26 protein-coding genes are annotated in these 22,972 nt (G+C 47.3%); all 26 read left to right on the forward strand.

The annotated features are described in order from the left end of the window. The gene (flgG, locus tag U1I11_RS03750; protein ID WP_322903915.1) at positions 1-816 is read left to right on the forward strand and encodes a flagellar basal body rod protein FlgG; all 816 of its coding nucleotides are present in this window, start codon (positions 1-3) and stop codon (positions 814-816) included. A 149-nt stretch (positions 817-965) separates the two neighbouring features. Next, entirely contained in the window at positions 966-1,190 is a 225-nt protein-coding gene (locus tag U1I11_RS03755; protein WP_188776659.1) for a flagellar FlbD family protein, read from the forward strand. Beyond that, entirely contained in the window at positions 1,187-1,672 is a 486-nt protein-coding gene (locus U1I11_RS03760; RefSeq protein ID WP_322903917.1) for a flagellar basal body-associated FliL family protein, read from the forward strand. The genes U1I11_RS03755 and U1I11_RS03760 overlap by 4 nt, the downstream gene beginning before the upstream one ends. A 57-nt stretch (positions 1,673-1,729) precedes the next feature. Beyond that, entirely contained in the window at positions 1,730-2,728 is a 999-nt protein-coding gene (gene fliM / locus U1I11_RS03765) for a flagellar motor switch protein FliM (RefSeq protein ID WP_322903919.1), read from the forward strand. After that, the gene (gene fliY, locus U1I11_RS03770; protein WP_322903921.1) at positions 2,718-4,016 is read left to right on the forward strand and encodes a flagellar motor switch phosphatase FliY; all 1,299 of its coding nucleotides are present in this window, start codon (positions 2,718-2,720) and stop codon (positions 4,014-4,016) included. Before fliM ends, fliY begins: the two co-directional genes overlap by 11 nt. Before the next feature lie 27 nt (positions 4,017-4,043). Further along, the gene (locus U1I11_RS03775) at positions 4,044-4,409 is read left to right on the forward strand and encodes a response regulator (protein WP_188776663.1); all 366 of its coding nucleotides are present in this window, start codon (positions 4,044-4,046) and stop codon (positions 4,407-4,409) included. A gap of 12 nt (positions 4,410-4,421) precedes the next feature. Beyond that, positions 4,422-4,952 (forward strand): flagellar biosynthetic protein FliO, encoded by a 531-nt coding sequence (locus U1I11_RS03780; RefSeq protein ID WP_322903923.1) that lies wholly within the window; start codon positions 4,422-4,424, stop codon positions 4,950-4,952. Continuing rightward, positions 4,949-5,716, forward strand: a complete 768-nt coding sequence (fliP, locus tag U1I11_RS03785) for a flagellar type III secretion system pore protein FliP (RefSeq protein ID WP_322903925.1) — start codon at positions 4,949-4,951, stop codon at positions 5,714-5,716. The genes U1I11_RS03780 and fliP overlap by 4 nt, the downstream gene beginning before the upstream one ends. Positions 5,717-5,775: 59 nt before the next feature. Beyond that, entirely contained in the window at positions 5,776-6,045 is a 270-nt protein-coding gene (fliQ, locus tag U1I11_RS03790; protein ID WP_322903927.1) for a flagellar biosynthesis protein FliQ, read from the forward strand. 11 nt (positions 6,046-6,056) lie between these two features. Then, complete coding sequence (fliR, locus tag U1I11_RS03795; RefSeq protein WP_322903929.1) at positions 6,057-6,851, forward strand: flagellar biosynthetic protein FliR; 795 nt, start codon at positions 6,057-6,059, stop codon at positions 6,849-6,851. 32 nt (positions 6,852-6,883) lie between these two features. Beyond that, positions 6,884-7,972 (forward strand): flagellar biosynthesis protein FlhB, encoded by a 1,089-nt coding sequence (gene flhB / locus U1I11_RS03800; protein ID WP_322903930.1) that lies wholly within the window; start codon positions 6,884-6,886, stop codon positions 7,970-7,972. A gap of 22 nt (positions 7,973-7,994) precedes the next feature. Further along, positions 7,995-10,028, forward strand: coding sequence for a flagellar biosynthesis protein FlhA (gene flhA, locus U1I11_RS03805; RefSeq protein ID WP_322903932.1), 2,034 nt, complete (start codon positions 7,995-7,997; stop codon positions 10,026-10,028). Continuing rightward, a complete protein-coding gene (gene flhF, locus U1I11_RS03810; protein WP_322903934.1) occupies positions 10,025-11,371 on the forward strand; it encodes a flagellar biosynthesis GTPase FlhF in 1,347 nt (448 codons plus the stop codon). The genes flhA and flhF overlap by 4 nt, the downstream gene beginning before the upstream one ends. After that, entirely contained in the window at positions 11,368-12,249 is an 882-nt protein-coding gene (locus tag U1I11_RS03815; protein WP_322903936.1) for a MinD/ParA family protein, read from the forward strand. Before flhF ends, U1I11_RS03815 begins: the two co-directional genes overlap by 4 nt. A 28-nt stretch (positions 12,250-12,277) precedes the next feature. Continuing rightward, positions 12,278-13,717: a protein-glutamate methylesterase/protein-glutamine glutaminase gene (locus tag U1I11_RS03820; RefSeq protein WP_322903938.1), complete on the forward strand. Its 1,440-nt coding sequence runs from the start codon at positions 12,278-12,280 to the stop codon at positions 13,715-13,717. A 44-nt stretch (positions 13,718-13,761) separates the two neighbouring features. Next, entirely contained in the window at positions 13,762-15,840 is a 2,079-nt protein-coding gene (locus tag U1I11_RS03825; protein WP_322903940.1) for a chemotaxis protein CheA, read from the forward strand. Between the two features lie 29 nt (positions 15,841-15,869). Then, positions 15,870-16,328 carry a chemotaxis protein CheW gene (locus U1I11_RS03830; protein ID WP_322903942.1) on the forward strand — a complete coding sequence of 153 codons (459 nt, stop codon included), beginning with the start codon at positions 15,870-15,872 and terminating at the stop codon, positions 16,326-16,328. Between the two features lie 3 nt (positions 16,329-16,331). Then, positions 16,332-16,958: a chemotaxis protein CheC gene (locus tag U1I11_RS03835; protein ID WP_322903944.1), complete on the forward strand. Its 627-nt coding sequence runs from the start codon at positions 16,332-16,334 to the stop codon at positions 16,956-16,958. Further along, positions 16,951-17,448, forward strand: a complete 498-nt coding sequence (locus tag U1I11_RS03840; protein WP_322903946.1) for a chemotaxis protein CheD — start codon at positions 16,951-16,953, stop codon at positions 17,446-17,448. Before U1I11_RS03835 ends, U1I11_RS03840 begins: the two co-directional genes overlap by 8 nt. A gap of 3 nt (positions 17,449-17,451) precedes the next feature. Beyond that, positions 17,452-17,907: a hypothetical protein gene (locus U1I11_RS03845; RefSeq protein WP_322903947.1), complete on the forward strand. Its 456-nt coding sequence runs from the start codon at positions 17,452-17,454 to the stop codon at positions 17,905-17,907. 15 nt (positions 17,908-17,922) lie between these two features. Next, complete coding sequence (locus U1I11_RS03850) at positions 17,923-18,711, forward strand: FliA/WhiG family RNA polymerase sigma factor (RefSeq protein ID WP_322903949.1); 789 nt, start codon at positions 17,923-17,925, stop codon at positions 18,709-18,711. Positions 18,712-18,737: 26 nt separating this feature from the next. Further along, entirely contained in the window at positions 18,738-20,150 is a 1,413-nt protein-coding gene (locus U1I11_RS03855; RefSeq protein WP_322903951.1) for a DUF342 domain-containing protein, read from the forward strand. A gap of 24 nt (positions 20,151-20,174) precedes the next feature. Next, positions 20,175-20,483, forward strand: coding sequence for a hypothetical protein (locus tag U1I11_RS03860; RefSeq protein ID WP_322903953.1), 309 nt, complete (start codon positions 20,175-20,177; stop codon positions 20,481-20,483). A 63-nt stretch (positions 20,484-20,546) separates the two neighbouring features. Further along, positions 20,547-21,149 (forward strand): hypothetical protein, encoded by a 603-nt coding sequence (locus U1I11_RS03865; RefSeq protein WP_322903955.1) that lies wholly within the window; start codon positions 20,547-20,549, stop codon positions 21,147-21,149. Beyond that, positions 21,146-21,844: a hypothetical protein gene (locus U1I11_RS03870; RefSeq protein WP_322903957.1), complete on the forward strand. Its 699-nt coding sequence runs from the start codon at positions 21,146-21,148 to the stop codon at positions 21,842-21,844. Before U1I11_RS03865 ends, U1I11_RS03870 begins: the two co-directional genes overlap by 4 nt. A gap of 206 nt (positions 21,845-22,050) precedes the next feature. Further along, the gene (gene rpsB, locus U1I11_RS03875) at positions 22,051-22,749 is read left to right on the forward strand and encodes a 30S ribosomal protein S2 (protein ID WP_322903959.1); all 699 of its coding nucleotides are present in this window, start codon (positions 22,051-22,053) and stop codon (positions 22,747-22,749) included. Positions 22,750-22,972: the final 223 nt, after the last annotated feature.

Below are 22,972 nucleotides of genomic sequence, written 5' to 3' on the forward strand. Positions count from 1 at the left end.
ATGTTAAGATCGTTATATTCCGGTATTTCGGGTATGAAAGGTTTTCAAACTAAATTGGACGTTATCGGTAACAACATCGCGAACGTGAATACAGTTGGCTTTAAAAAATCCCGCGTTATGTTTCAAGATATTTTGAGCCAAACGACTAAAGGCGTCACCGCTCCTGTAGACGGAACGAGCGGCGGTGTGAACGCACAGCAAATCGGTTTGGGTAGCCGTGTATCATCGATCGATACGCTGCATCTGGCAGGTAGTGCACAAACGACTAACAATCCGACTGACTTGCGGATCGATGGTGATGGCTTTTTCGCTGTTAAGCTGTCCGCAGACCAGGAAGTTCCTTACTTGACTCGTGCCGGTGACTTTCATGTCGATGCTTCACGTAACCTTGTTACTTCTGATGGCGGTTTTGTTGTAGATAGCGGCGGTGCGCCGATTCAGATCGATGATGGTGTCGTCTCGTTCAGCATTCAGGCAAACGGTACACTATTGTATACGAATGCCGACGGAACGACCGCTCAAGGACCTCAGCTTGGCGTTGCCAAAGTAACGAATCCGGAAGGTCTGGAGAAAATCGGCGGTAGCTTGTACCGTGTAACGCCGAATGCGATTACTGACGATTTGACGCTGACAACTGCCGGTGATACAACGGCTGGAACCGGCTCAATCGTCGCTGGTCAGCTGGAAATGTCAAACGTTGATCTGACGGATGAATTTACGGAAATGATCGTGGCACAGCGTGGTTTCCAGGCGAACTCACGTATTATTACGACTTCCGATGATATTTTGCAAGAGATCGTTAACTTGAAACGTTAAGAGTGAAGATGCCATAGAGGGAGAGTTGTTATGCTCCCTCTGTTTGGCGGTCAAGGCTCCAGCTTACGATCTGCATGATGCATATGCTCTAGCTCTAATACCGAGGCACAGTATGCTTGTTACAGACAGACATTCAAGGAGGGGTATTTATGATCCCGGTCACGCGGCTCAATGGTTCTCCCATGTGGCTTAACGCCCTGCTGATAGAAATGGTGGAAGAAACGCCAGATACGTATATTACCTTAACGACAGGCAAGCGTTTGATCGTGCTTGAAAAAGCCGAGCAAGTGACGAACCTGATTCGTGAGTATAATAAAAGCATAGGCACACTTACCGGAACGATTAAGGTGCAGCATATGGAGGAATTGGAATGAAGAAGTTATTACCCTGGTTAATCAGCGGGGTGCTCGCATTGGGATTAATCGGTGTCGTTGCTTATTTCCTGCTGTTTGGAAATTTATTTGGCAACAAGCAACCGATGACAGCAGCCGAAGTCGCAGCGGCCGAAAAAGCAAAGCTTGCCAGCATGAGCGCTTCCGAGATTGCGGAAGTATCATCCAGTATTACAGACTTGACGACAAACTTGGGTGATCCGTCTTATGTCGTGAAAATCAGCTTTTCTTTCCAACTTGCAGACAAAGATGCAAAGGCTAACTTTGATCTGATTAAAGATTTGAAGGTTAAGCCAATCATCATCAGAACGCTTGCCGATACACAGCCGGATGCTCTGCGCAGCGCGGATGGTATTCAACAACTGGATGCCAAGCTGATGAAGCTGATCAATAGCTCGTTGCCGGAAGAAAGCGGCAAGGTGGTGGATGTTGAGGTCTCTGATCGCATTATCAGTTCCCTCTAATCAAGCGATCATCCACAACTACAACCGAATCCTTTTATATCGCAAGGGGGTGAGATTATGGTAGATGTATTATCCCAGGGAGAGATTGATGCCCTACTCGCAGCATTATCTTCCGGCGAAATGGATGCGGAGGAACTCAAAAAAGAGGACACCGAAAGAAAAGTTCGCGTCTATGATTTTAAACGGGCAGTTCGCTTTTCTAAAGATCATATCCGCAGTTTGACGCGCATTCATGAAAACTTTGCCCGTTATTTGACGACTTACTTTTCGGCGCAGCTTCGTACATTTGTGCAAATTAGTGTCGTACAAGTGGAGCAATTGCCTTATGATGAGTTTATTCGTTCCATTCCGAAAATGACGATTTTGAACATTTTTGAGGCAGAGCCGCTTGAAGGAAGAATGGTGCTGGAAGTTCATCCTAATATCGCTTTTGCTATGTTGGATCGTATGTTGGGGGGAACAGGAACGGCGCCCGCCAAAATTACTGCCCTGACCGAGATCGAAACGACGATTATCGAGCGTATGTTCAGCCGTACTTTTGAAAGTTTGCAGGAAGCTTGGAAAACGGTCATTGACCTTTCGCCACGTATGGAAGCGCTGGAAACGAATCCACAGTTTATGTCGCTCGTATCGCCAAACGAAACCATCGCCCTGATCTCGCTTAGCACGAAGATTGGTGATACGACAGGGATGATTAACTTGTGTATCCCGCATGTAGTTATTGAACCGATTATGACCAAGCTGTCTGCCAATCATCTTTTTTTCTCGCAAAAAAAGGAGCCGGCACTGGAAGAAGTGGAAGCGCTGAAACAGCGTGTTCATCGCGCACAGCTGCCAGTTATCGCTGAGCTGGGCGAATCTGGTCTATCGATTCAGGAGTTTCTCAGTTTGTCGGTAGGCGATGTAATTTCGCTCAACAAGCCAATCGGACAGGATTTGTCCATCAAGATAGGCAACCAGCTCAAGTTTTATGGCAGTCCCGGTACCGTCAAAGATCGGGTAGCGATTCAGATTAACGAAATCGTCAGTGAAGGAGTGGAAGGACTTGACGAGTAAAGATTATTTGTCGCAGGAAGAAATCGACGCTTTGCTTAAACAGTCGTCAGGTGAGGATAGCGGTTCTGCCGTTTCCGCTGCCCAGACGGTTGACGATTTTCTGACGCCGCTAGAGCAGGATGCTCTGGGCGAAATCGGAAATATCACCTTCGGCAGTGCGGCGACAGCGTTATCCACGCTGCTGGGGCAAAAAGTGGATATTACGACACCTCGTGTCGGTATCGTCACACGCTCGCAATTTGAGGAGGAGTTTCCAAAGCCTCACGTTGCTGTGCATGTCGAATATGTAGATGGCTTTCAGGGAATCAACTCCCTCGTTATTCAAACCCGTGATGCTCAGATTATTGCGGATTTGATGCTCGGCGGAAGTGGGGAACCAAAAGATGAGGAATTGAACGAAATTCATATTAGCGCTGTGCAGGAAGCGATGAACCAGATGATGGGCTCCTCGGCAACATCGATGTCGACGATCTTTAATCGCTTCGTTAACATCTCGCCTCCAGGCATCGATATCCTTGATGTGAGCAATGACAAAGGGGTTAGCATGTTGCCTGCGGACGAGACGCTGATCAAAATTTCGTTCCGTCTCCTGATCGGTGATCTGATCGATTCGACGATTATGCAATTGTTGACGGTAGAGTTTGCCAAATACATGGTCGATATTTTGATCAACGGTGGAGAAGAAAGCACACCTGCGGTGGAGACACCAGCAGCCAGCACACCGGCTCCTCAAGCTGCTGCGCCACAGGCGACACAACCAACAGCTCAGCAAGCGCCTGAGCAGTCTAATATGCCGCCGATGCCACCGCCAGGAGGAATGCCGCCTTATGGTCAACAACCTCCGTATGGCATGCCTGAGCAGCCGTATCCGCCTTATCAGCAACAATATCCGTATCCTCCACCAGGCTATGGTTATAACATGCCTCCGCAGCCACCACAGCATTATGGTGCACCTGCTGGGCGTGAAGTGAATGTCCAACCGGTTCAATTCGCCAACTTCGGAGCAGGTGCTGCCCCGAACCTGGATGAAAATAATTTGAACTTATTGATGGACATACCACTTAAAGTCACCGTAGAATTAGGAAGGACCCAAAAGCAAATTAAAGATATCCTCGAATTGTCCCAGGGCGCAATCATTGAACTGGACAAATTGGCGGGCGAACCGGTAGACATCTTAGTCAACAACAAACTGATTGCCAAAGGTGAAGTAGTTGTTATTGATGAAAACTTTGGTGTTCGCGTAACGGATATCGTCAGCCAGTGGGACCGAATTCAAAAAATACAATAAAGATCACTTAGGGAGGATTTTAAATCAATGGCAAATCGTATTCTTATCGTGGATGATGCAGCTTTTATGAGAATGATGATCCGGGATATTCTGACAAAGAACGGATATGAAGTAGTAGGAGAAGCACAGGATGGAGCACAAGCAGTAGAAAAATTCAAAGAGCTTCGCCCCGATTTGATCACTATGGATATCACGATGCCAGAGATGGACGGTATCGCCGCTCTGAAAGAAATCAAAAAGCTCGACGGCGGAGCGAAAGTTATTATGTGTTCCGCAATGGGCCAGCAGGCGATGGTTATTGATGCCATTCAGGCAGGTGCCAAAGATTTTATCGTAAAACCTTTCCAAGCGGATCGTGTTATCGAAGCGATCAGCAAAACGCTGGGCGTATAGGAGAATATTCCCATGTCAGGTGAAACAGCCACAATGGGAGGAACAGGCGGTTATATCCTAAACCTTGTTTGGGTTATAATCGTCTTGGCTGTAATAATAGCCCTTATTATTTTGTTGCTTCGGTTTCTTGGTCGTAAAAATCAATCCTGGTTATCCCGTCGCGCCATTCGTACAATAGGTGGTATGGCACTGGGACCGAATAAATCATTACAAGTGATTGAAATTGGCAATACATTGTATTTGATCGGTGTCGGAGATGATATTACATTGGTTGATAAAATTTCCGATCCAGAGGAAGCGATGCTGGTTATTCAGTCTTTTCAATCCGAGTCGGCGGAGAACGAAAATTTTTTCACTCCGCTGATCTCCAAACTCAGCAGCAAGCTACGTCCTAAGTCCAACGTCCAAGAGGAGGAGCTTAAGCATACGGACGCTTTTCAGGAAGTGTTCGAAAGCAAGCTTCGCGAAATTCCGAATCGACGGGAAAAGATGGAGCAGTTGTTGAAGGAGGAAGATTCTACAGATCGGTCGAGGGATTCATGAAAAAAAAGCTGATTTTATCTATTATGCTGCTTTTTGCCGTTAGTGTGCTGTCAGTGCATCCGATATTTGCAGCAACTGCCGATCCAATACCTAATATCGATATTCAAATCGGCAATAATAATAGCTCATCCGGTGGTGCGGCGACAAGCTCATTGTCCATTTTGCTGCTTATTACCATCATTAGTATAGCTCCAGCGTTTATGGTGCTTATGACCAGTTTTACACGTATTGTGATTGTGCTCAGCTTTGTCCGTACTTCATTAGGGACTAACCAGATGCCTCCCAATCAGGTACTGGTAGGGCTGGCTTTATTTTTAACATTATTCATTATGTCGCCTACATTGTCACAAATGAATCAAGTTGCCTTACAGCCGTATCTGCAAGGGAATTTGACGCAGATGCAAGCATTGCAAGCTGCGGAGAAGCCGATCAAGGAATTTATGTTCAAGCATACCCGCGAGAAAGACCTGCTGCTTTTTCTGGAATATACCGGTACGCCTAAGCCATCTAATGTACAGGATATCCCACTTACGGTCATGGTTCCTTCTTACGCGATCAGTGAGCTAAAAACAGCATTCCAGATGGGCTTTATGATTTTTATACCGTTTCTTGTCATCGATATTGTCGTCGCCAGTGTATTGATGGCGATGGGGATGATGATGTTACCGCCGGTGATGATCTCACTTCCATTCAAGATTCTGTTATTTGTATTGGTGGATGGATGGTATTTGATCGTCAAATCATTGCTTATGAGTTTCAATTAGCGCAGCTCTTCACGATGAATCTGCGCCTTATCCATTTGCCGGGTAAAGGGAGGTAAATTATGAGTTCGGAGTTTATCATCGGTATGGCAGGACAAGCGGTATATACCGTGTTAAAAGTGAGCGCACCGATGCTGATTCTTGGACTTGTAGTCGGCTTGTTAGTCAGTATTTTTCAAGCGACTACTCAGATTCAAGAGCAAACTCTTGCCTTTGTGCCAAAAATCGTAGCTGTCATGCTTGCGCTGCTGCTGTTCGGTCCGTGGATTTTGACGGTGTTGGTCGATTACACGTCTGATATTCTTGGCAATCTGTATAAATATATCGGTTAGGCTGAGGGCTTATGGAGACATTACTGCAAAGCTTTCCTGTTTTTTTGTTAATTTTTTGTCGAATGACCGCTTTTTTTGTAGTTTCACCTGTTTTTTCTTCCAGAGGGGTACCTAGCCGTTTTAAAATTGGGATTGCGGGTTTTATTTCTGTCCTTATTTATTTGATCAAAGGAACAGCGATTAAAATTCCTGACGGTACGGACATTTACGTGTTGATGGTATTTAGAGAAATATTGATTGGCTTGCTGCTCGGATATATCGCATATTTAATGTTTATGGTGATCCAGATTGCCGGCTCCTTTATTGATATTCAGATTGGTCTTGGTATCGCCTCGGTATTTGATCCGATGACAGGCGCTTCTGCTCCGGTCATCGGTAACTTCAAATATATGTTTGCGATGTTGATCTTTCTCAGTATGAACGGTCATCATTATTTGCTGCAATCGGTGCTGTACAGCTATGACTGGGTGCCGATGAACAGCGATATTGTGAGTCAAATGTTGAACGGCTCGCTAAGTGAGTTTTTGATTCGCACATTCAGCAATTCGTTTTTAATCGCTTTTCAGATGGCGGCTCCGCTCGTTGTGGCGATGTTTTTGACGGATGTGGGATTGGGCTTTCTAGCGCGTAGTGCGCCGCAATTCAATATTTTTGTAATCGGGGTACCGGTGAAGCTAATCGTAGGTCTGTTCGTACTTATGCTACTGACACCGAGCTTCGCTTTTGTTTTTGAACATTTGTTTGAGCAAATGTTTCAGGCGATGCAAGGATTGTTGCAGGTGCTAGGCAAACGTCCGGCATCATAATGACCGATTCTAGGGAAAGGAGTCCGTGAAACGTGGCATTTCGTTTAAAATTGAATCTTCAGTTGTTTGCCGGCGAGAAAACCGAACAAGCGACCCCTAAGAAACGTAATGAAGCCCGCAAAGAAGGTCAGGTCGCCAAAAGTATGGATATACCGGGTGCATCGATCCTGCTGGGCGGTATCGCCTGTCTGATGATTTTTAATGATTTTTATATGAAGCGCATTAGCTGGTTATTCACGGACACTTTTTTGCACCGGATGACGATGGATGTCACGGTCGCAAACATTATGCAAATGCTTGGACAATATGCAATCCAGATTTTATTGTTATTGGCACCGATTTTCGTTACGATCGTATTGTTAGCGATTATTACGAGCTATATGCAAATCGGCTTTTTGCTCACAGGTAAACCGCTCATGCCGCAGCTTAGCAAGCTTGATCCGATCAAAGGCTTCAAAAATTTAGTTTCGCTACGTTCGCTCGTGGAGCTGTTCAAAGCGATATTAAAAATGTCGGTCATCGGTTATCTCGTTTATACGACATTGAACGGAGCTAGTCACGAAATATCCAAAATGGCGTATATGTCGGCTGAATCGATTTTGCATTATGCTGGTAGTTTGACGGTTACGCTGGGGCTTAAAGTTGGTGTCGCCATGTTTATTTTAGCGATTATGGATTATATGTACCAGCGCTACGAGCATAACAAAAGTTTGAAAATGTCCAAGCAGGACATTAAGGACGAATACAAAAACATGGAGGGTGACCCGCTCATCAAAGGTAAAATCCGTGAACGGCAACGTCGGATGGCGATGCAGCGGATGATGCAAGATGTTCCGAAAGCGGATGTGATCATCACGAACCCGACGCACTTTGCGGTCGCGCTTAAGTATGATAACAGTGAAATGGCTGCCCCACAGGTTATCGCCAAAGGACAGGATTATACAGCGCTTCGCATTCGAGAAATTGCCAAGCAAAACCGGGTCGTCATTATGGAAAACAAGCCGCTAGCCCGGGCTTTGTTTGCTAGAACGGAAATCGGTGATTCCATTCCTGCCGATCTGTTTCAGGCGGTAGCCGAGGTGCTCGCTTATGTATACAAGATCAAGGGTAGAACGAAGTAAGGGATCGGAGGGCTGAATAACAGTGAAGAAAAAAGATTTGGTTGTCCTTGTAGGCGTCATTGGAATTATTATGATGATGATTCTTCCGATCCCAACATGGCTGCTTGATATTTTGTTAATCGTTAATATCTCGCTGGCAATGATTATTTTGCTGATCGCGATGAATACAAAAGAAGCGCTGGAATTTTCGATTTTTCCTGCCATGTTGCTCATTACGACATTGTTTCGGCTGGCGCTTAATATTTCCACAACCAAATTGATTTTGGGACAGGCGAACGCAGGCTCTGTTGTAGCAACGTTTGGTAGTTGGATTGCCGGCGGCCAGATTGCGGTCGGTTTTGTCGTCTTTCTGATTCTCGTTGTCGTACAGTTTATCGTTATTACAAAAGGCTCGGAGCGGGTAGCGGAAGTTGGAGCACGTTTTACGCTCGATGCGATGCCAGGTAAACAGATGAGTATTGATGCCGACTTGAACGCCGGTATGATCAATGAGCAGCAAGCCCGTGAACGCCGCAGCAAAATCGAACGTGAGGCGGATTTTTACGGAGCGATGGACGGTGCAAGTAAGTTCGTAAAAGGGGATGCTATTGCAGGCATTATTATCCTCCTTATTAACCTGGTTGGCGGGTTTGTGATCGGGATAGCGATTCATGGAATGGCATTCACAGAAGCGCTCTCGACGTATTCGGTACTAACGATCGGGGATGGTCTGGTCAGTCAGATTCCGGCGCTGCTCATTTCTACAGCAGCCGGTTTGATCGTTACACGCGCGTCATCAGACGGCAACCTGGCTGACGATATTACAAATCAGCTATTCTCGTATCCGATGATGCTTTACATCGTTGCAGCTGTGATCACATTGCTCGGTCTGTTCACACCGATTCATTTTATTACGACATTTCCGCTAGCGATTTTGCTTGTGTTCGCAGCGCGCAAAATGCAGGCGAATTTGAACAAAAAAGTGGTGGAAGCTGAGCAACAGGTGGAGGAGCAGCAAATCGAAGAAGTGCGCAGCCCGGAAAGTGTTATTAATTTGCTGCAAATCGATCCGATCGAATTCGAGTTTGGTTATGGACTAATTCCGCTGGCGGATACGCAGCAGGGCGGCGATTTGCTCGATCGGATCATTATGATTCGCAGACAGTGTGCACTTGAGCTTGGACTGGTCGTACCGGTCATTCGGATTCGTGATAATATCCAGTTAAAACCAAATGAATATGTCATCAAAATTAAAGGGAATATCGTCGGTGGTGGTGAATTATTACTAAATCACTACCTGGCCATGAGTCCTGGGTTTGAAGATGACTCTATAACGGGTATAGAGACTTTAGAACCAGCTTTTGGTCTTCCAGCCCTATGGATTGATGAAATTACCAAGGAGCGTGCGGAGCTATCGGGTTATACCGTTGTCGATCCGCCATCCGTTGTAGCTACCCATCTGACAGAACTGATCAAAAAGCACTCGCACGAGCTGCTAGGACGTCAGGAAACGCGTTCGCTTATCGACAATTTACGCGAAAACTACCCTGTACTCGTGGATGAGCTAATTCCGTCGGTGCTGTCGATCGGTGATATACAGAAGGTGCTCGTCAAGCTTCTAAAAGAGAAAATTTCGATTCGCGACATGGTAACCATCTTTGAAACTCTTGCCGATTACGGTACTTATACCAAAGACCCGGATGTGCTGACCGAATATGTGCGTCAAGCACTCTCACGTCAGATTACGCAGCAATTTACGAGCCAGGGTGAAACATTGCGTGTGATCACGGTAGGACCGAATTTGGAAAAGAAAATCGCCGAGAGTATTCAGCAATCAGAGCAGGGCACGTACCTTGCGCTAGACCCGGTTTCCACGCAATCGATGTATCAGAAAATCAACGAGCAGGTGAATCGTCTCCTGCAAATGGGACAACAGCCGATCGTACTCACTTCACCGGCAATCCGTATGTATTTGCGCCAGTTAATTGAGCGCACGATGCAGGATATTCCGGTGCTGTCGTACAGCGAGCTGGAGCCTAACGTTGAAATTCAGAGTGTCGGAGTGGTGAACTTATGAGAGTCAAACGCTATATTGTAGACACAATGCCCGACGCCATGCTCAAAATCCGTGCTGATCTGGGAAGCGATGCCGTCATTTTGAGCACCAAAGAGCTGAAGACCGGCGGGTTCCTGGGCATGTTCCAGAAAAAACAAATCGAAGTCATCGCAGCGGTGGATAAAGGGCAGGCAGCTGAAACGCCTGCCGCTCCGCCGGCACGCACAGAACAGGCGCCTCTGCCAACTATGCCTGTTCCGCCGCGTGCGGTGCCGGACGCTTATCGCAAGTCCAGCCAGGCATTTGCCGAGTCGATGCGGCAGCCAGCGGATAGCGTTGCTCATGAATCGATCTCAGCGCCGCGTGCCACAAGCAATCAAGCGGAAGCTAACGCACCGTTTCAGGCTCGTGATCTGCAAGAACCAAACGCTTTACAACAGTATGCGACGCGTTTTACGGAAACGAAGCAACCGGAAAATGAGCAGCAACTAAGCGAGGAAAATCTGCTTGAGGAGCTTCGGCAGATGAAGCAAATGATGGCGGAGTTGTCCCGCGAAAAAAAAATCATCGATCTGCCCAAGTCTCTGCAGCAATTGCAAGCGCATTTAAAGGCGCAGGGAGTCGAACAGAGCCTTATTGATGGCTGGTTGGAGGCAATCGTACAGCAGGCGCCCAAATCGACGCAGATGACCTTACCGAAAGCCAAGCGAGCGATGAGGGAACAAATTGAGCGCTTTACCGCGCAACGGATTGGAGGCGGAATCAATCCGTCCACCAAAATCGTATATGTTGCCGGTCCAACCGGAGTAGGCAAAACGACGACGATTGCTAAACTTGCTGCCGAACAACTGTTCAAATATAAGCGTAAGGTCGGTTTTGTCACGTCGGATACGTATCGTATTTCGGCAGTGGAACAACTGCGCACTTACGCTTCCATTTTGAGCGTGCCGTTGGAAATCGTGCAATCGCCTGGTGATTTTCAGCGTGCATTGGAGCAGATGTCCGACTGTGATCTGATTTTGATGGATACAGCCGGACGTAACTATCGAAATGAATTGCTCGTCTCGGAGCTGCAAAGTTTGCTTGCCCCGATGGAACAGAGCGAAACGTATCTTGTGCTTTCCCTGACATCCAAAACGGAGGATATGCGTATTATTACCAATCATTTCAACAAATACCCACTAGACAAGGTAATCTTTACGAAAGCTGACGAAACGGGAAGCTATGGAGCGATGTTTAATATGTTACAAGAGTACCCGCTACGTCTTTCCTATATGACGAATGGCCAAAATGTGCCGGATGATCTGCTTATGCCAAGTCCGGACTTTCTCGCTGGAGTGTTATTGGGAGAGGTATTGCCATGATGGATCAGGCGCAGTCATTACGCAATCTGATTTCTGCCAAAGCCAGAGCGTTGAATGATGAGCCTGGAGGCGTCAAATTTATCGCGGTTACAAGCGGTAAAGGAGGCGTGGGAAAGTCGAATTTCACATTGAATTTTGCGCTGGCATTACAGCGACTCGGACAACGCGTACTCGTATTTGATGCGGATATCGGCATGGCTAATATCGACGTATTGATGGGTGTTCGTTCACAATTCAATCTTTCCCATTTGCTTAGCGGTGAAAAAGAAATTGGCGAGATCATTGAAAAAGGTGCCGGTTCTCTGCCATATATTGCCGGCGGTTCCGGTCTAAGCTCGCTATTTTCACTGTCTGAAAAAGATTTAGTTTACTTTACTACTCAAATTCAAAAAATTGCTGCCGATATGGATTATATCCTGTTTGATACGGGAGCAGGGCTGTCAAAAGAAACATTGCAATTTATTATGTCATCCGACGAATGCATCGTCGTCACTACGCCGGAGCCAACGGCGATTACCGATGCCTATGCGTTGATCAAGGTGGTGCATGGACTGGAGGACAGCACATCCTTCAAACTGGTTGTGAATCGTGCGGAAAGCCAGCGCGAAGCCGAGCAGACTGCCGACAAAATCAGACTGGTAGCAAGCCGGTTTTTGAATCTGGATATTCCGCTGCTCGGTTTTGTCAGTGAGGATGCGCACGTAAGCCAGTCCGTCAAAAAGCAAATTCCTTTTTCAATCAATGCTCCTGGCTGTCTTGCTGCTAAAGATATCCAACACTTGGCCATGCAGTATGTGGTTTCGCCAGATATGCGGCAGGAGGGTACCTTATCAGGAATCAAGGGATTTATACAAAAATGGATGCGGCGTACTAAATGATTCTGTAAGGAACAGAGGTGCTATTATTATGGCAACTTATAAAGTGCTAGTTGTAGACGATTCCCCATTCATGCGAAAAATTGTCTCCGACCTGATCGAGGCAGACCCGGCATTTCAAGTGATCGCTACGGCAACCAATGGTTTGGAAGCTACCCGGAAGGTGTTGGAGCTAAAGCCGGATGCAGTCACGATGGATGTGGAAATGCCGGAGATGAACGGGCTTGAGGCGCTCAAAATCATTATGTCTCAACGCCCGCTTCCCGTTATTATGCTGTCTGGCATTAATGAACAAGGTATGCGCGAGACGATTATGGCGCTCGAAAGTGGAGCGTTTGATTTTATCCGCAAGCCTTCGGTAAGCAACTCCCAGGATATCGATGAAGTGGGACAACAGTTGCGCAGACAGCTTCATACTGCGATGCAGGTGCTAGAGCGTCGCCGTAAGCGCAGTGAACAGAAGCATGTGACACCTGAACAGCCACAGAGCGTATCTGCCGAGCTGGATGTTCAGCAACAGCCGCCGCAGGCGCTTCAAACGCCGCCGGTTAAGCCCGCACCGCCTGCTGCATCGGGCAAACGTCCAGCTGAAGTTGCTGTCAAGTCCATTTCACCGCCTTCCTCGCTAAGCGGGCGCGTAAGTCGTCCGGTGAAAACCGAGGATATCAAAAAGGCAAAGCTGGACAAGTTGCCGACACAGACGCGTCCGACGCTGGCGGGTAGCGAACAGCGAGCACCAGGTCGTCCGGTTCCGGTATCGCCAGCAGAACTAAAGCAGTCCAAAACGCCGCCGGTCAAGCCGACAGCCGCTCCGACAAGTCGTACCGACACATCGCTGCCATCCATGCCGGCAACACCGGTAGGTCATACGGCGCATACGGATCGGCCGGTAACCGCGATCAGCAAGCTGGTCGCCGTCGGTTGTTCCACCGGCGGGCCGCGAGCGCTCAAAAGCTTTCTGGAACGAATCCCGGCTAATTTTCCGGCACCGATCGTCATCGTGCAGCATATGCCGCCTAACTTCACCCGATCACTGGCACAGCGTTTGAACAGTCTCAGTCAGATCAATGTAGTAGAAGGCGAGCACGGTATGCCATTACAGCCAGGCACCGCTTATATTGCCCCAGGTGGCTACCACATGACTGTCGTTAAAAGCCAGGGTGGTTATCGCCTGCAATTGACGCAGGACCCTCCACGTAACGGACATCGTCCTTCGGTGGATACGCTTTTCGCCTCAATCCGCCCGTTTACTGATCTACAACGCTATGCGGTGATCATGACCGGAATGGGAAGTGATGGCGCACGGGAAATGAAAAATTTATACGATAGCGGCGTAATTCCAACCTTTGCCGAAAGCGAAGATACATGTGTCGTGTATGGGATGCCGCGCTCGGCTGTAGAGCTTGGATGTGTCAATCACCTCCTGCCATTACCTGAAATTGCGCCAAAACTTGTACAAATCGTTAGATAGCTTACAACAAGGACTATGTTATTTTATGGAGGAGGTGTCTCACGATGGACATGAATCAATACTTGGCCATGTTTATTGATGAGTCGAATGATCATCTGCAGTCATTAAATGAAAAAATGCTGGAATTGGAAAACAACCCGACCGATCTTGGGATCGTGCAAGTTATTTTCCGCTCGGCACACACATTAAAAGGTATGGCAGCAACGATGGGCTTTGAAGATTTGGCAGCGCTGACGCACCAGATGGAAAATGTACTTGATTTGGTGCGTAATGAAAAGCTGACTATGCAGGAATTTATTTTTGATACGCTGTTCAAAGGTTTGGATGCGCTGGAATCGATGGTTCAGGACATTACGCAAGGCGGCGAAGGTAAAGCGGATGTAACGTCGATTGTCGAATCGCTACAAGCGATCGTACGTGGCGATATCCCTGGGGATGGAGTAGCTGCCGCAGCTAATACGACAGCCGTTCGGGTTGCCGTGATTATGAATGATAAAGGCATCGAACTGGATGAGTTTCAGCAATCCGTAATTGAGCAGTCGCTATCGGCAGGTCATCAGGCATTGTATATGGAAGTGTCCATTCGTGAGGATTGTCAACTGAAAGCGGTTCGTGCCTATATGGTGTTCGATCTGCTGGAACGTTATGGCGATGTGATTAAGTCTGAGCCATCTACACAGGATATTGAGCAGGACAAATTTGAGCGTAGCTTCTCCTTGTACTATGTTACACAAAAGGATGCTGCTGAGCTTGAGCCGATGATCATGAGCATTTCCGAAATCGAGAGCGTGAAAGTGACATTGCTGGATGCGCGCTCGTTGAAAGAGATGATTACGTCCAAAGAGCCTCAATCGATCGCTGCACCTGCGGTAGAAACGCTAGCACCTGCTGCACCGGTAGCGACCGCCGTCAAAACGGAAACCGCTGCACCTGCGGCTAAAGCGACGGCAACAAAGGCACCTGCACCTGCACCATCCCGTACGATTCGCGTCGATATCGATCGTCTGGATGTACTGATGAACTTGTTCAGCGAATTGCTGATCGACCGCGTACGTCTGGAGCAACTTGCCAGCGAGGTGAAAGTTCCAGCACTGACAGATACGGTCGAGCATATGGGCCGCGTCAGCAGTGATCTGCAAAATATCGTTCTCAAGCTGCGCATGGTACCGGTAGACACCGTATTTAACCGTTTCCCGCGTATGGTACGAGACCTTGCTAAATCGCTTGATAAAAAGCTGGAATTGATCATTACAGGTGCCGAAACTGAGCTTGATCGTACCGTTATCGATGAAATCGGTGATCCGCTCGTCCACCTGCTGCGCAACTCGGTTGACCACGGTATCGAATCTGTCGCTGCACGCGTGGCGGCTGGCAAAGATGAAGTCGGTACAGTGAAGCTAAGCGCATTTCATAGCGGTAACCACGTATTTATCGAAATCGAAGACGATGGTAACGGAATTGACCGTGATGTCGTACTGCGCAAAGCGCTTAAAAACGGTGTCGTAAGTCCGGAAGTTGCCAGCTCGATGAAAGATGAAGAAGTGTATCAACTGCTATTTGCACCAGGTTTCAGTACAGCAGAAGTCATTTCGGACATTTCCGGTCGCGGCGTAGGACTGGATGTCGTTAAATCCAAAATCACTTCGCTCGGCGGTCATGTTACCGTATCATCCGAGCTTGGCAAAGGTACGAAATTCTCGGTACAATTGCCATTGACATTGTCTATCATCTCCGCGATGTTGATCCGTGTCGGTTCGGAAAAATATGCGATCCCGCTCACTTCAATTGTGGAAACGGGCATCATCAAAGCGAAACAGGTTCGCGACTTGCATGGCAGTCAGTTGATTCCTTACCGCGATACGCATATTCCACTCGTTTCCCTGAGCCGTGTGTTTGAAGTTCCAGACTTCGACGAGCGCGAGGAGGAAGAAACAGAGATCGTTGTCATTCGCAAAGGTGACAAGCTGGCGGCGATTGCCGTTGAAAACTTTATCGGGCAAAACGAAATCGTTCTGAAAAGTCTGGGCAGCTATTTGCCGGATACGATGGGCATTTCCGGTGCGACCATTCTTGGCGATGGCCAGGTGGCTTTGATTCTTGATCCGAATGCATTCATCAAATAATGCAGTCCATTATTGAGGAGGATTTACCCATGGATGAATTGAAAGTTATCGTGTTTAAACTGGCAAGTGAGGAGTACGGCATCGAAGTCGATAAAGTACAAACGATCGAGCGTATGATGCCGATCACTCGCGTTCCTAAAACGCTTGATTTCGTAAAAGGTGTTATTAATTTGCGCGGTGTCGTGATCCCGGTCATCGATCTGCGTGGACGCTTCAATCTGACACAAACCGAATATAACGATCAAACCCGTATCATTATCGTGGAAGTGGAGAAAGTGCAAGTGGGCTTTATCGTAGACTCCGCTAATGATGTGGTCGACATTAAACGCAGCAGTATTGAAAAACCGCCTGAAGTAGTAGGTGGCGTAAAAGCAAGATACCTTGATGGTGTAGCAAAGCTTGACGAAGAACGGCTGCTGATCATGCTCAACCTCGCGGAAGTGCTTAACAAAACCGAGGTTGTACAGCTCGAAGGTATCGAGGATTAAAGCATGAGTTTCTTTAAGAAACTCGAAGGCTTCAAAATGGATGTGCTCAAGGAGGTTGGGAATATAGGGGCAGGCAATGCAGCCACTGCCCTTTCCCAGCTTTTGGACAAGCCCATCGATATGGCAGTACCGAAAGTACAAATTTTACCGTTTGAAGAAATTGCCGAGAAAGTCGGCGGGCAGGAACAGATCGTACTGGCGGTATTTTTCCGCGTTGAAGGCGAAGCGCCAGGCAATCTGTTTTTTATCCTGACGCCGGAAGCAGGCAAAGGATTGCTTCATCGTCTGGCAGGTCTTGAAGTCGTCGACGATGAGCAATTTAGCGAAATGGAACAGTCCGCATTGTCGGAAATCGGTAATATTTTGGCGGGATCATATCTTTCCTCGCTTGCCGATTTTACCGGTTTGTCCATGACGCCGACCGTACCGGGTCTAGCTTATGATATGGCGGGTGCGATCCTCAACTACGGACTGCTCCAATTCGGAGAAATGGGCGATGATGCATTGTTGATCGATACGACCTTTCTTGAAGGCAAAGATGAAGTTGAAGGACAATTTTTTCTGATTCCCGATCCCGAATCATTTGAAAAGATCTTCATCGCGCTAGGAGTTCCGTTACAGGATGATTGAAGAACAAGCTGTCGTTAAAGTGGGTATGGCCGATTTGAACGTCGTGAAAACAGCCGGAATTATCCGTACGACGGGATTGGGTTCATGTGTGGGTCTTACCCTCTACGACAAAAACATTCAACTGGCCGGCATGGCACACGTCATGTTACCATCATCGGATATTGCCCGTGAAGGGCAGCTGAACATTGCCAAATACGCAGATACGGCACTGCCGGAATTGCTGAAAAGAATGACCGATCTCGGTGCGCTTCGCTCCAGATTGGTCGCCAAAATGGCTGGCGGTGCACAGATGTTCTCCTTTTCCAGTGGTGGTGACCATATGCGGATTGGTCCCCGTAATGTGGAAGCCTGCAAATTATTTCTGCAAGAGTACAGCATTCCGCTCCTGGCGGAAGATACCGGCGCTAATTATGGACGTACGATCGAAATGGATTGCACAACAGGAATGTTGGCGATTCGAAGCGTACAAATGGGTAAGAAGGAAATATGAAGTATGATAGGGAATATTAAGTTCAACGTCTGGTTTGGGGTGCTGGGGTTTCTCATCACCTTTCTGTTCTCTCTCGGAAATAATTTGTGGACCACCAGCCTCGTAAGAGGCTGTTTAGGCTTTATGCTATGGTTTGCGTTAGCATTCTTGTTGCGCTTTATTCTCGGAGTGCTTGCAACTCCGGGCAGCGCTGCAGGAAAACCGCCTGCAAGCGGAGCGGCAAAGACGATGGACGAAGCGGAGGGACAGCCTTCAACCGATGAGCAAGGGCGAGGCAATCTGCTTGATATCACCACACCTGATCAAGATCATGAACTAAACGATTTGCTGACACCGAAGCCGTCCCATTCTGGAGGCGACAGCGGTTTCGCTCCTCTAAATCCTCCTAAGCTCGTTTCAACCAAGGAACAGGACGCTGAGGAACTGGCGAAGGCGATACGCCACCTGACACAAAAGTAAGGAGGGTGAAAGCAAGTGACCGAGCAAAAAGGAAGCCATTTAAACCACATTGAACTGTGGGTACAGTGGAAGGAACATGGTAATGTAGAAGCGAAAAAGAAGCTAATTGAGAATTATCTCGGCACGGTTGAATATGTGTCCAGTCGACTTGCTATTGGCCTTCCGAAAAATGTATCTAAAGATGATCTGATGAGCAATGGTGTGATGGGTCTGATCGATGCAATCGAGAAATTCGATTATAAACGCGGATTGCAATTTGAAACGTATGCGTCATGGCGGGTACGTGGAGCGATTTTGGATGGATTAAGACAAGGGGACTGGGTACCTCGTTCGGTCAGAGAAAAAGCCCGCAAAATCGAGGATGCCTATCAGCAATTGGAGCAAAAATATTTGCGAGCTGTATCGGATGCTGAAATTAGCGCATATTTGGATGTGAGTGAACGCGAATTTCAGACGATGCTTCAGGATGTGGCAGTGATGACAATTACATCGCTGGAAGACCCGATCCGTGAAGAAGAATCCGAAACACGCATGTCGCTGATCGTAGATGAAAAAGCAAAAAATCCCGATCGTACGGTAAATGATTTTGTACTGAAGGAAATGCTGATGAAGGGGATTGAGAAACTTACTGAAAAAGAAAGAACGGTTGTATCTCTCCTTTATTATGAAGACCTTTCACTCAGTGAAATTGCGGAAGTGATGTCGCTATCCCCGTCACGCATCTCACAACTGCACTCCAAAGCGATCCTTCGTTTACGCGGAGCGCTGGACAAACAAAGAGGTCTGTTAATGCAGGATATGTAACGCCGTTTTGAAGGGGGAAATAAGGCGTGACATCGAAATTGACGCTTGATGCATATGTCAAAATTAGTTTTTCCAATGACAAATCGGTTGCTTATATGGAGTTTAATGGGCTTGAGTTTGAAGAAGATTTTGAATGTACTGTCGAATTAATGGAGGGATTTTTGCGTACACAAGGCATTACCTATGGCATCCAAATGGATCAGCTGCAAAAAATGGCTGAGCGTCCCGAGGCATACCGTTCCGAAACGGTAACGGTAGCCTGCGGTACACCAGCGGTGCCTGGCACGGACGGCTATATTCATTATGCCGTAACATTGAACGACCAAAATAGAGGTCCACTTGAAGCCGAAGATGGCAAAGTGAACTACAAAGAGCTTGTACGATTGAACAATACGCTTAAAGGTCAACTAATTGCTGAGAAAGTTGATCCATTGCCTGGCGTAGAGGGTACAAATGTAAGAGGAGAGCCGATACCATACAAGCCTGGCAAAGAAGTTCGTTTCAAAATCGGCAAAAATATCGTACTTAACCCGGAGCAAACGGCTATTTATGCAGCGATTGACGGGATGATCTCCTTTACCGAAAACGAAAAGATCAATGTATTTCCGGTCTATGAAGTCAATGGTGACATCGATTATCATACCGGCAATATCGATTTTGTAGGCACGGTTGTCATCCGCGGCAATGTATTGTCCGGTTTCCGCGTATGCGCTTCTGGCGATATCCGTGTCGTCGGCGGAGTGGAGGGCGCCGAAATCGAAGCAGGCGGCTCGATTGAAATTACCGGCGGCATTATCGGATACCATAAAGGGCTCGTCAAAGCGGCTGTCGATGTTAAAACCGGCTTTATTCAGGACGGTAATGTACAGGCAGGCGAATCGGTGCATGTGTCGCAGAGTATTATGCATTCCAACGTACAGGCAGGTGTTAGCATTCATTGTGACGGTCCTAAAGGATTGATCGTCGGTGGACATTTGCAGGCAGGAGAAATCGTTGTCGGACGTACGATTGGCAATACCGCTTTTACTATGACCGAGATCGAGGTAGGCGTACTACCAGAACTGCGTAATGGGCTGGTCATGCTGCGGCAAGAACTCAAAACACATAACGAAAACTTGGATAAAACGGAAAAAGCGCTCTCCTTGCTCGATCAACTTGCCGCTGTCGGGCAGCTTCGGCCGGATAAAATGGCACTGCGCATCAAGCTATCGGCAACGAGAAAAAGCCAGCTCCGCGAGCGCGATAACATTCGCGATAACGTACTGGAAATCGAAAAGCGGCTGGAGGAGTCAAGCAAAGCCAAAATTGAAGTGTTGCATACAATTTATGGCGGAACGAAGCTGGTCATCGGCCGCTATACGAAGTATATTAAAGATACAGCCCAACGCGTTAGCTTCGTCTTCAAGGATGGAGATATAAGGCTGGTGCCATATCATTAATTAAAGTGAAAGCGGGTGTTCACAATGGGTCTGAGAGCTGTGGAATTGCAAATTGCTGTACCGCGTACAAGTGAAGCAAGTAGAGTTCAACAGGAGCATCTCGTTCGCCCCTCGATTGAACAGTCCATGCTTGCCGATCGCACGAGCGAAGAAACGGAACGTATGCGCACGCGCAGTGCTAATGTAAAAGAATCGGCTTCCGGCTTAATTTATGATGGTCATCCTGGTGAACAGCATGCTCCGGGGCAACATCATGAGCAGCAACCTGAAGATCAGCATAAGACCCCTGCTGAACATCCGTACAAAGGCAAACATATCGACCTGTCTTTTTAATAAGGCAGGTTTTGTTTGTCATCGAATCACATTTTGACGATAAACGAATACGGGTGAGCGAATATGAGTGATTTCCCTTCATGGGTGTATATCGTTTTGGTGGGAGCAGTTGCCATAGTTTTAGGCATGCTGCTTCCCAAAAAACGAGCGGTAAAACCGCAGGAAACAGCATTATCCTCTACCGTGGAAAAAGTTGAGGATACATTGGAACATTATATGACCGAAATCGAAAAGGAAAATGAAGAAATTATCGATCTTGTTTCCAAAATCAAGCAGGAATCAACAGCCAAACAAATCGCTTTACAAGAACAGGTTAGCGAAATGCGTCAACGTCTGATGGAACTGGAACAGCGCGCTGTCACTGTACCGCAACCCATTATCGTAGAAAAGCCAGCGGTCGAAACGGTTACTATTCCAGTGACAGAAACAATTATAATCGGACGACAAGGGGAAGCATTGTTGGAATCAGCGGTTCGTTTACAGCAGGAGCAAGCAGCTGAGCTGGAGCAGGACGCCGCCAAAGAGCGCATTGAGAATCGTTATCCCGAGCTGTTCCAGTTGCATCGAAACGGAAAGTCCGTCGATGCAATCGCACGTGCGCTTAGTTTGCACCGTGGAGAAGTGCTATTGATTTTGCAGCTGGCGAAACAGGAGGAACAATCGTGATCAAAAATCGTGCGTTTATGATCGGCATCGGGATCGGCATTATGATCGGTGCGGTGCTGTTGCAGCTAGTAAATATCGGCAAAGGCGAAACGATGCTAGGCGGTATGCAGCTGACACCAGAACAGATTCAGCAAGCGGCACAGGCGCAAAATATGCAAGTATATACAGCTGATCAAAAAGTATATACGCGCGAACAATGGGAAGCACTGGCGAAACAGGAAGCGGAGAAAAAGACGCAATCCCAAAATTCACAGCAATCCCAGCAACAGAGCACAACTACAGAACCGGAAAGCACAGAGCCAGAGCAGCCGGAAAGCCCGGAACAGCCGAACGTATCAAATTCCAGCAATGCCGGCACTACGAGTTCGACAACGAATAAAGCGCAAGCTAGTAGCGGCACAGTTAGCAGCCCAGCGGAGCCGACGACTAAAGCGACATCAACACCACAAACGCCGACGACTTCCACTACAAAGACGGCAGCAAGCAAATCGTTTACGGTCAATCGTGGTGAACTGTTAAAAGATGTCGCTTATAATTTAAAAAAACAAGGCATTATTGCTAGCCAGACCGAATTTATTAAACGCGCTTCCCAGCTTAAAGTGAACAAAATATTACAGGTAGGCAGTTACCGATTTAGTCCGGGCGAGGATTATGATCAAATTTTGAATGCATTAACCGAAAAGTCATCTCCATAACGTGTGCTTTACACACGGCAGCCGGAGATGGCTGTTTTTTTGTAAAAAAAAGTTGCGAACACGTATACGCCTATGCTATATTATTAACTGGTGTTAAAACACACGCTTTCTGATTTCAGGCAGAGGTGCTTTTCTGCGGAAAAGTTTTGCCGAAAGATGACGATGGCGGAGGCACACAAAAAACCAAATCTAGGAGGAACACACACATGGCAGTTATTTCCATGAAACAGCTTCTCGAAGCTGGCGTACATTTCGGTCACCAGACTCGTCGTTGGAACCCGAAAATGGATCGTTACATCTTTACTGAAAGAAACGGTATCTACATCATCGACTTGCAAAAAACGGTTAAAAAAGTTGACGAAGCTTACAACTTTGTAAAATCCGTTGCAGCAGACGGCGGTACTGTACTGTTCGTTGGTACGAAAAAGCAAGCTCAAGATTCCGTTAAGGAAGAAGCTGAGCGCGCTGGTCAATTTTACATCAACCAACGTTGGTTGGGTGGTACATTGACTAACTTCGAAACGATCCAAAAACGTATTAACCGTCTGAAAGAACTGGAAAGATGGGAAGAAGACGGCACATTTGAAGTGCTGCCGAAAAAAGAAGTTATCTTGCTTCGCAAAGAGAAAGATCGTCTGGAAAAATTCCTCGGCGGTATCAAAAACATGAGAGGTTTGCCTAGCGCCCTGTTCATCATCGACCCTCGTAAAGAGCGTATCGCTGTTGCAGAAGCTCGCAAACTCGGTATCCCAATCGTAGGTATCGTTGATACAAACTGCGATCCGGACGAAATCGACTACGTTATCCCAGGTAACGACGACGCGATCCGCGCTGTTAAACTGTTGACTGGTAAAATGGCTGATGCAGTGATCGAAGCGAACCAAGGCGAGCAAACAACTGCCTAATTGCTGATCACGTATCGATACGAAATACACGTTATGCAAAATAAAAGGGTGGTTGGCAGGTGTAAAACCTTTCACTGCCCTTTTTTTAAGGTGTCGGGAATTTTATTTCCTGATGAAATATGGTAAGCTTCTACTGGATGTTCATCATCATGAGGAAGCTACAATACTTGTCCACCAGCCGTAACAAGCGCTGCTTGGAACCGTGTGATAGGCAAGGTACTTA

Source organism: Paenibacillus campi, assembly GCF_034659835.1.
Taxonomy (GTDB): domain Bacteria; phylum Bacillota; class Bacilli; order Paenibacillales; family Paenibacillaceae; genus Saccharibacillus; species Saccharibacillus campi.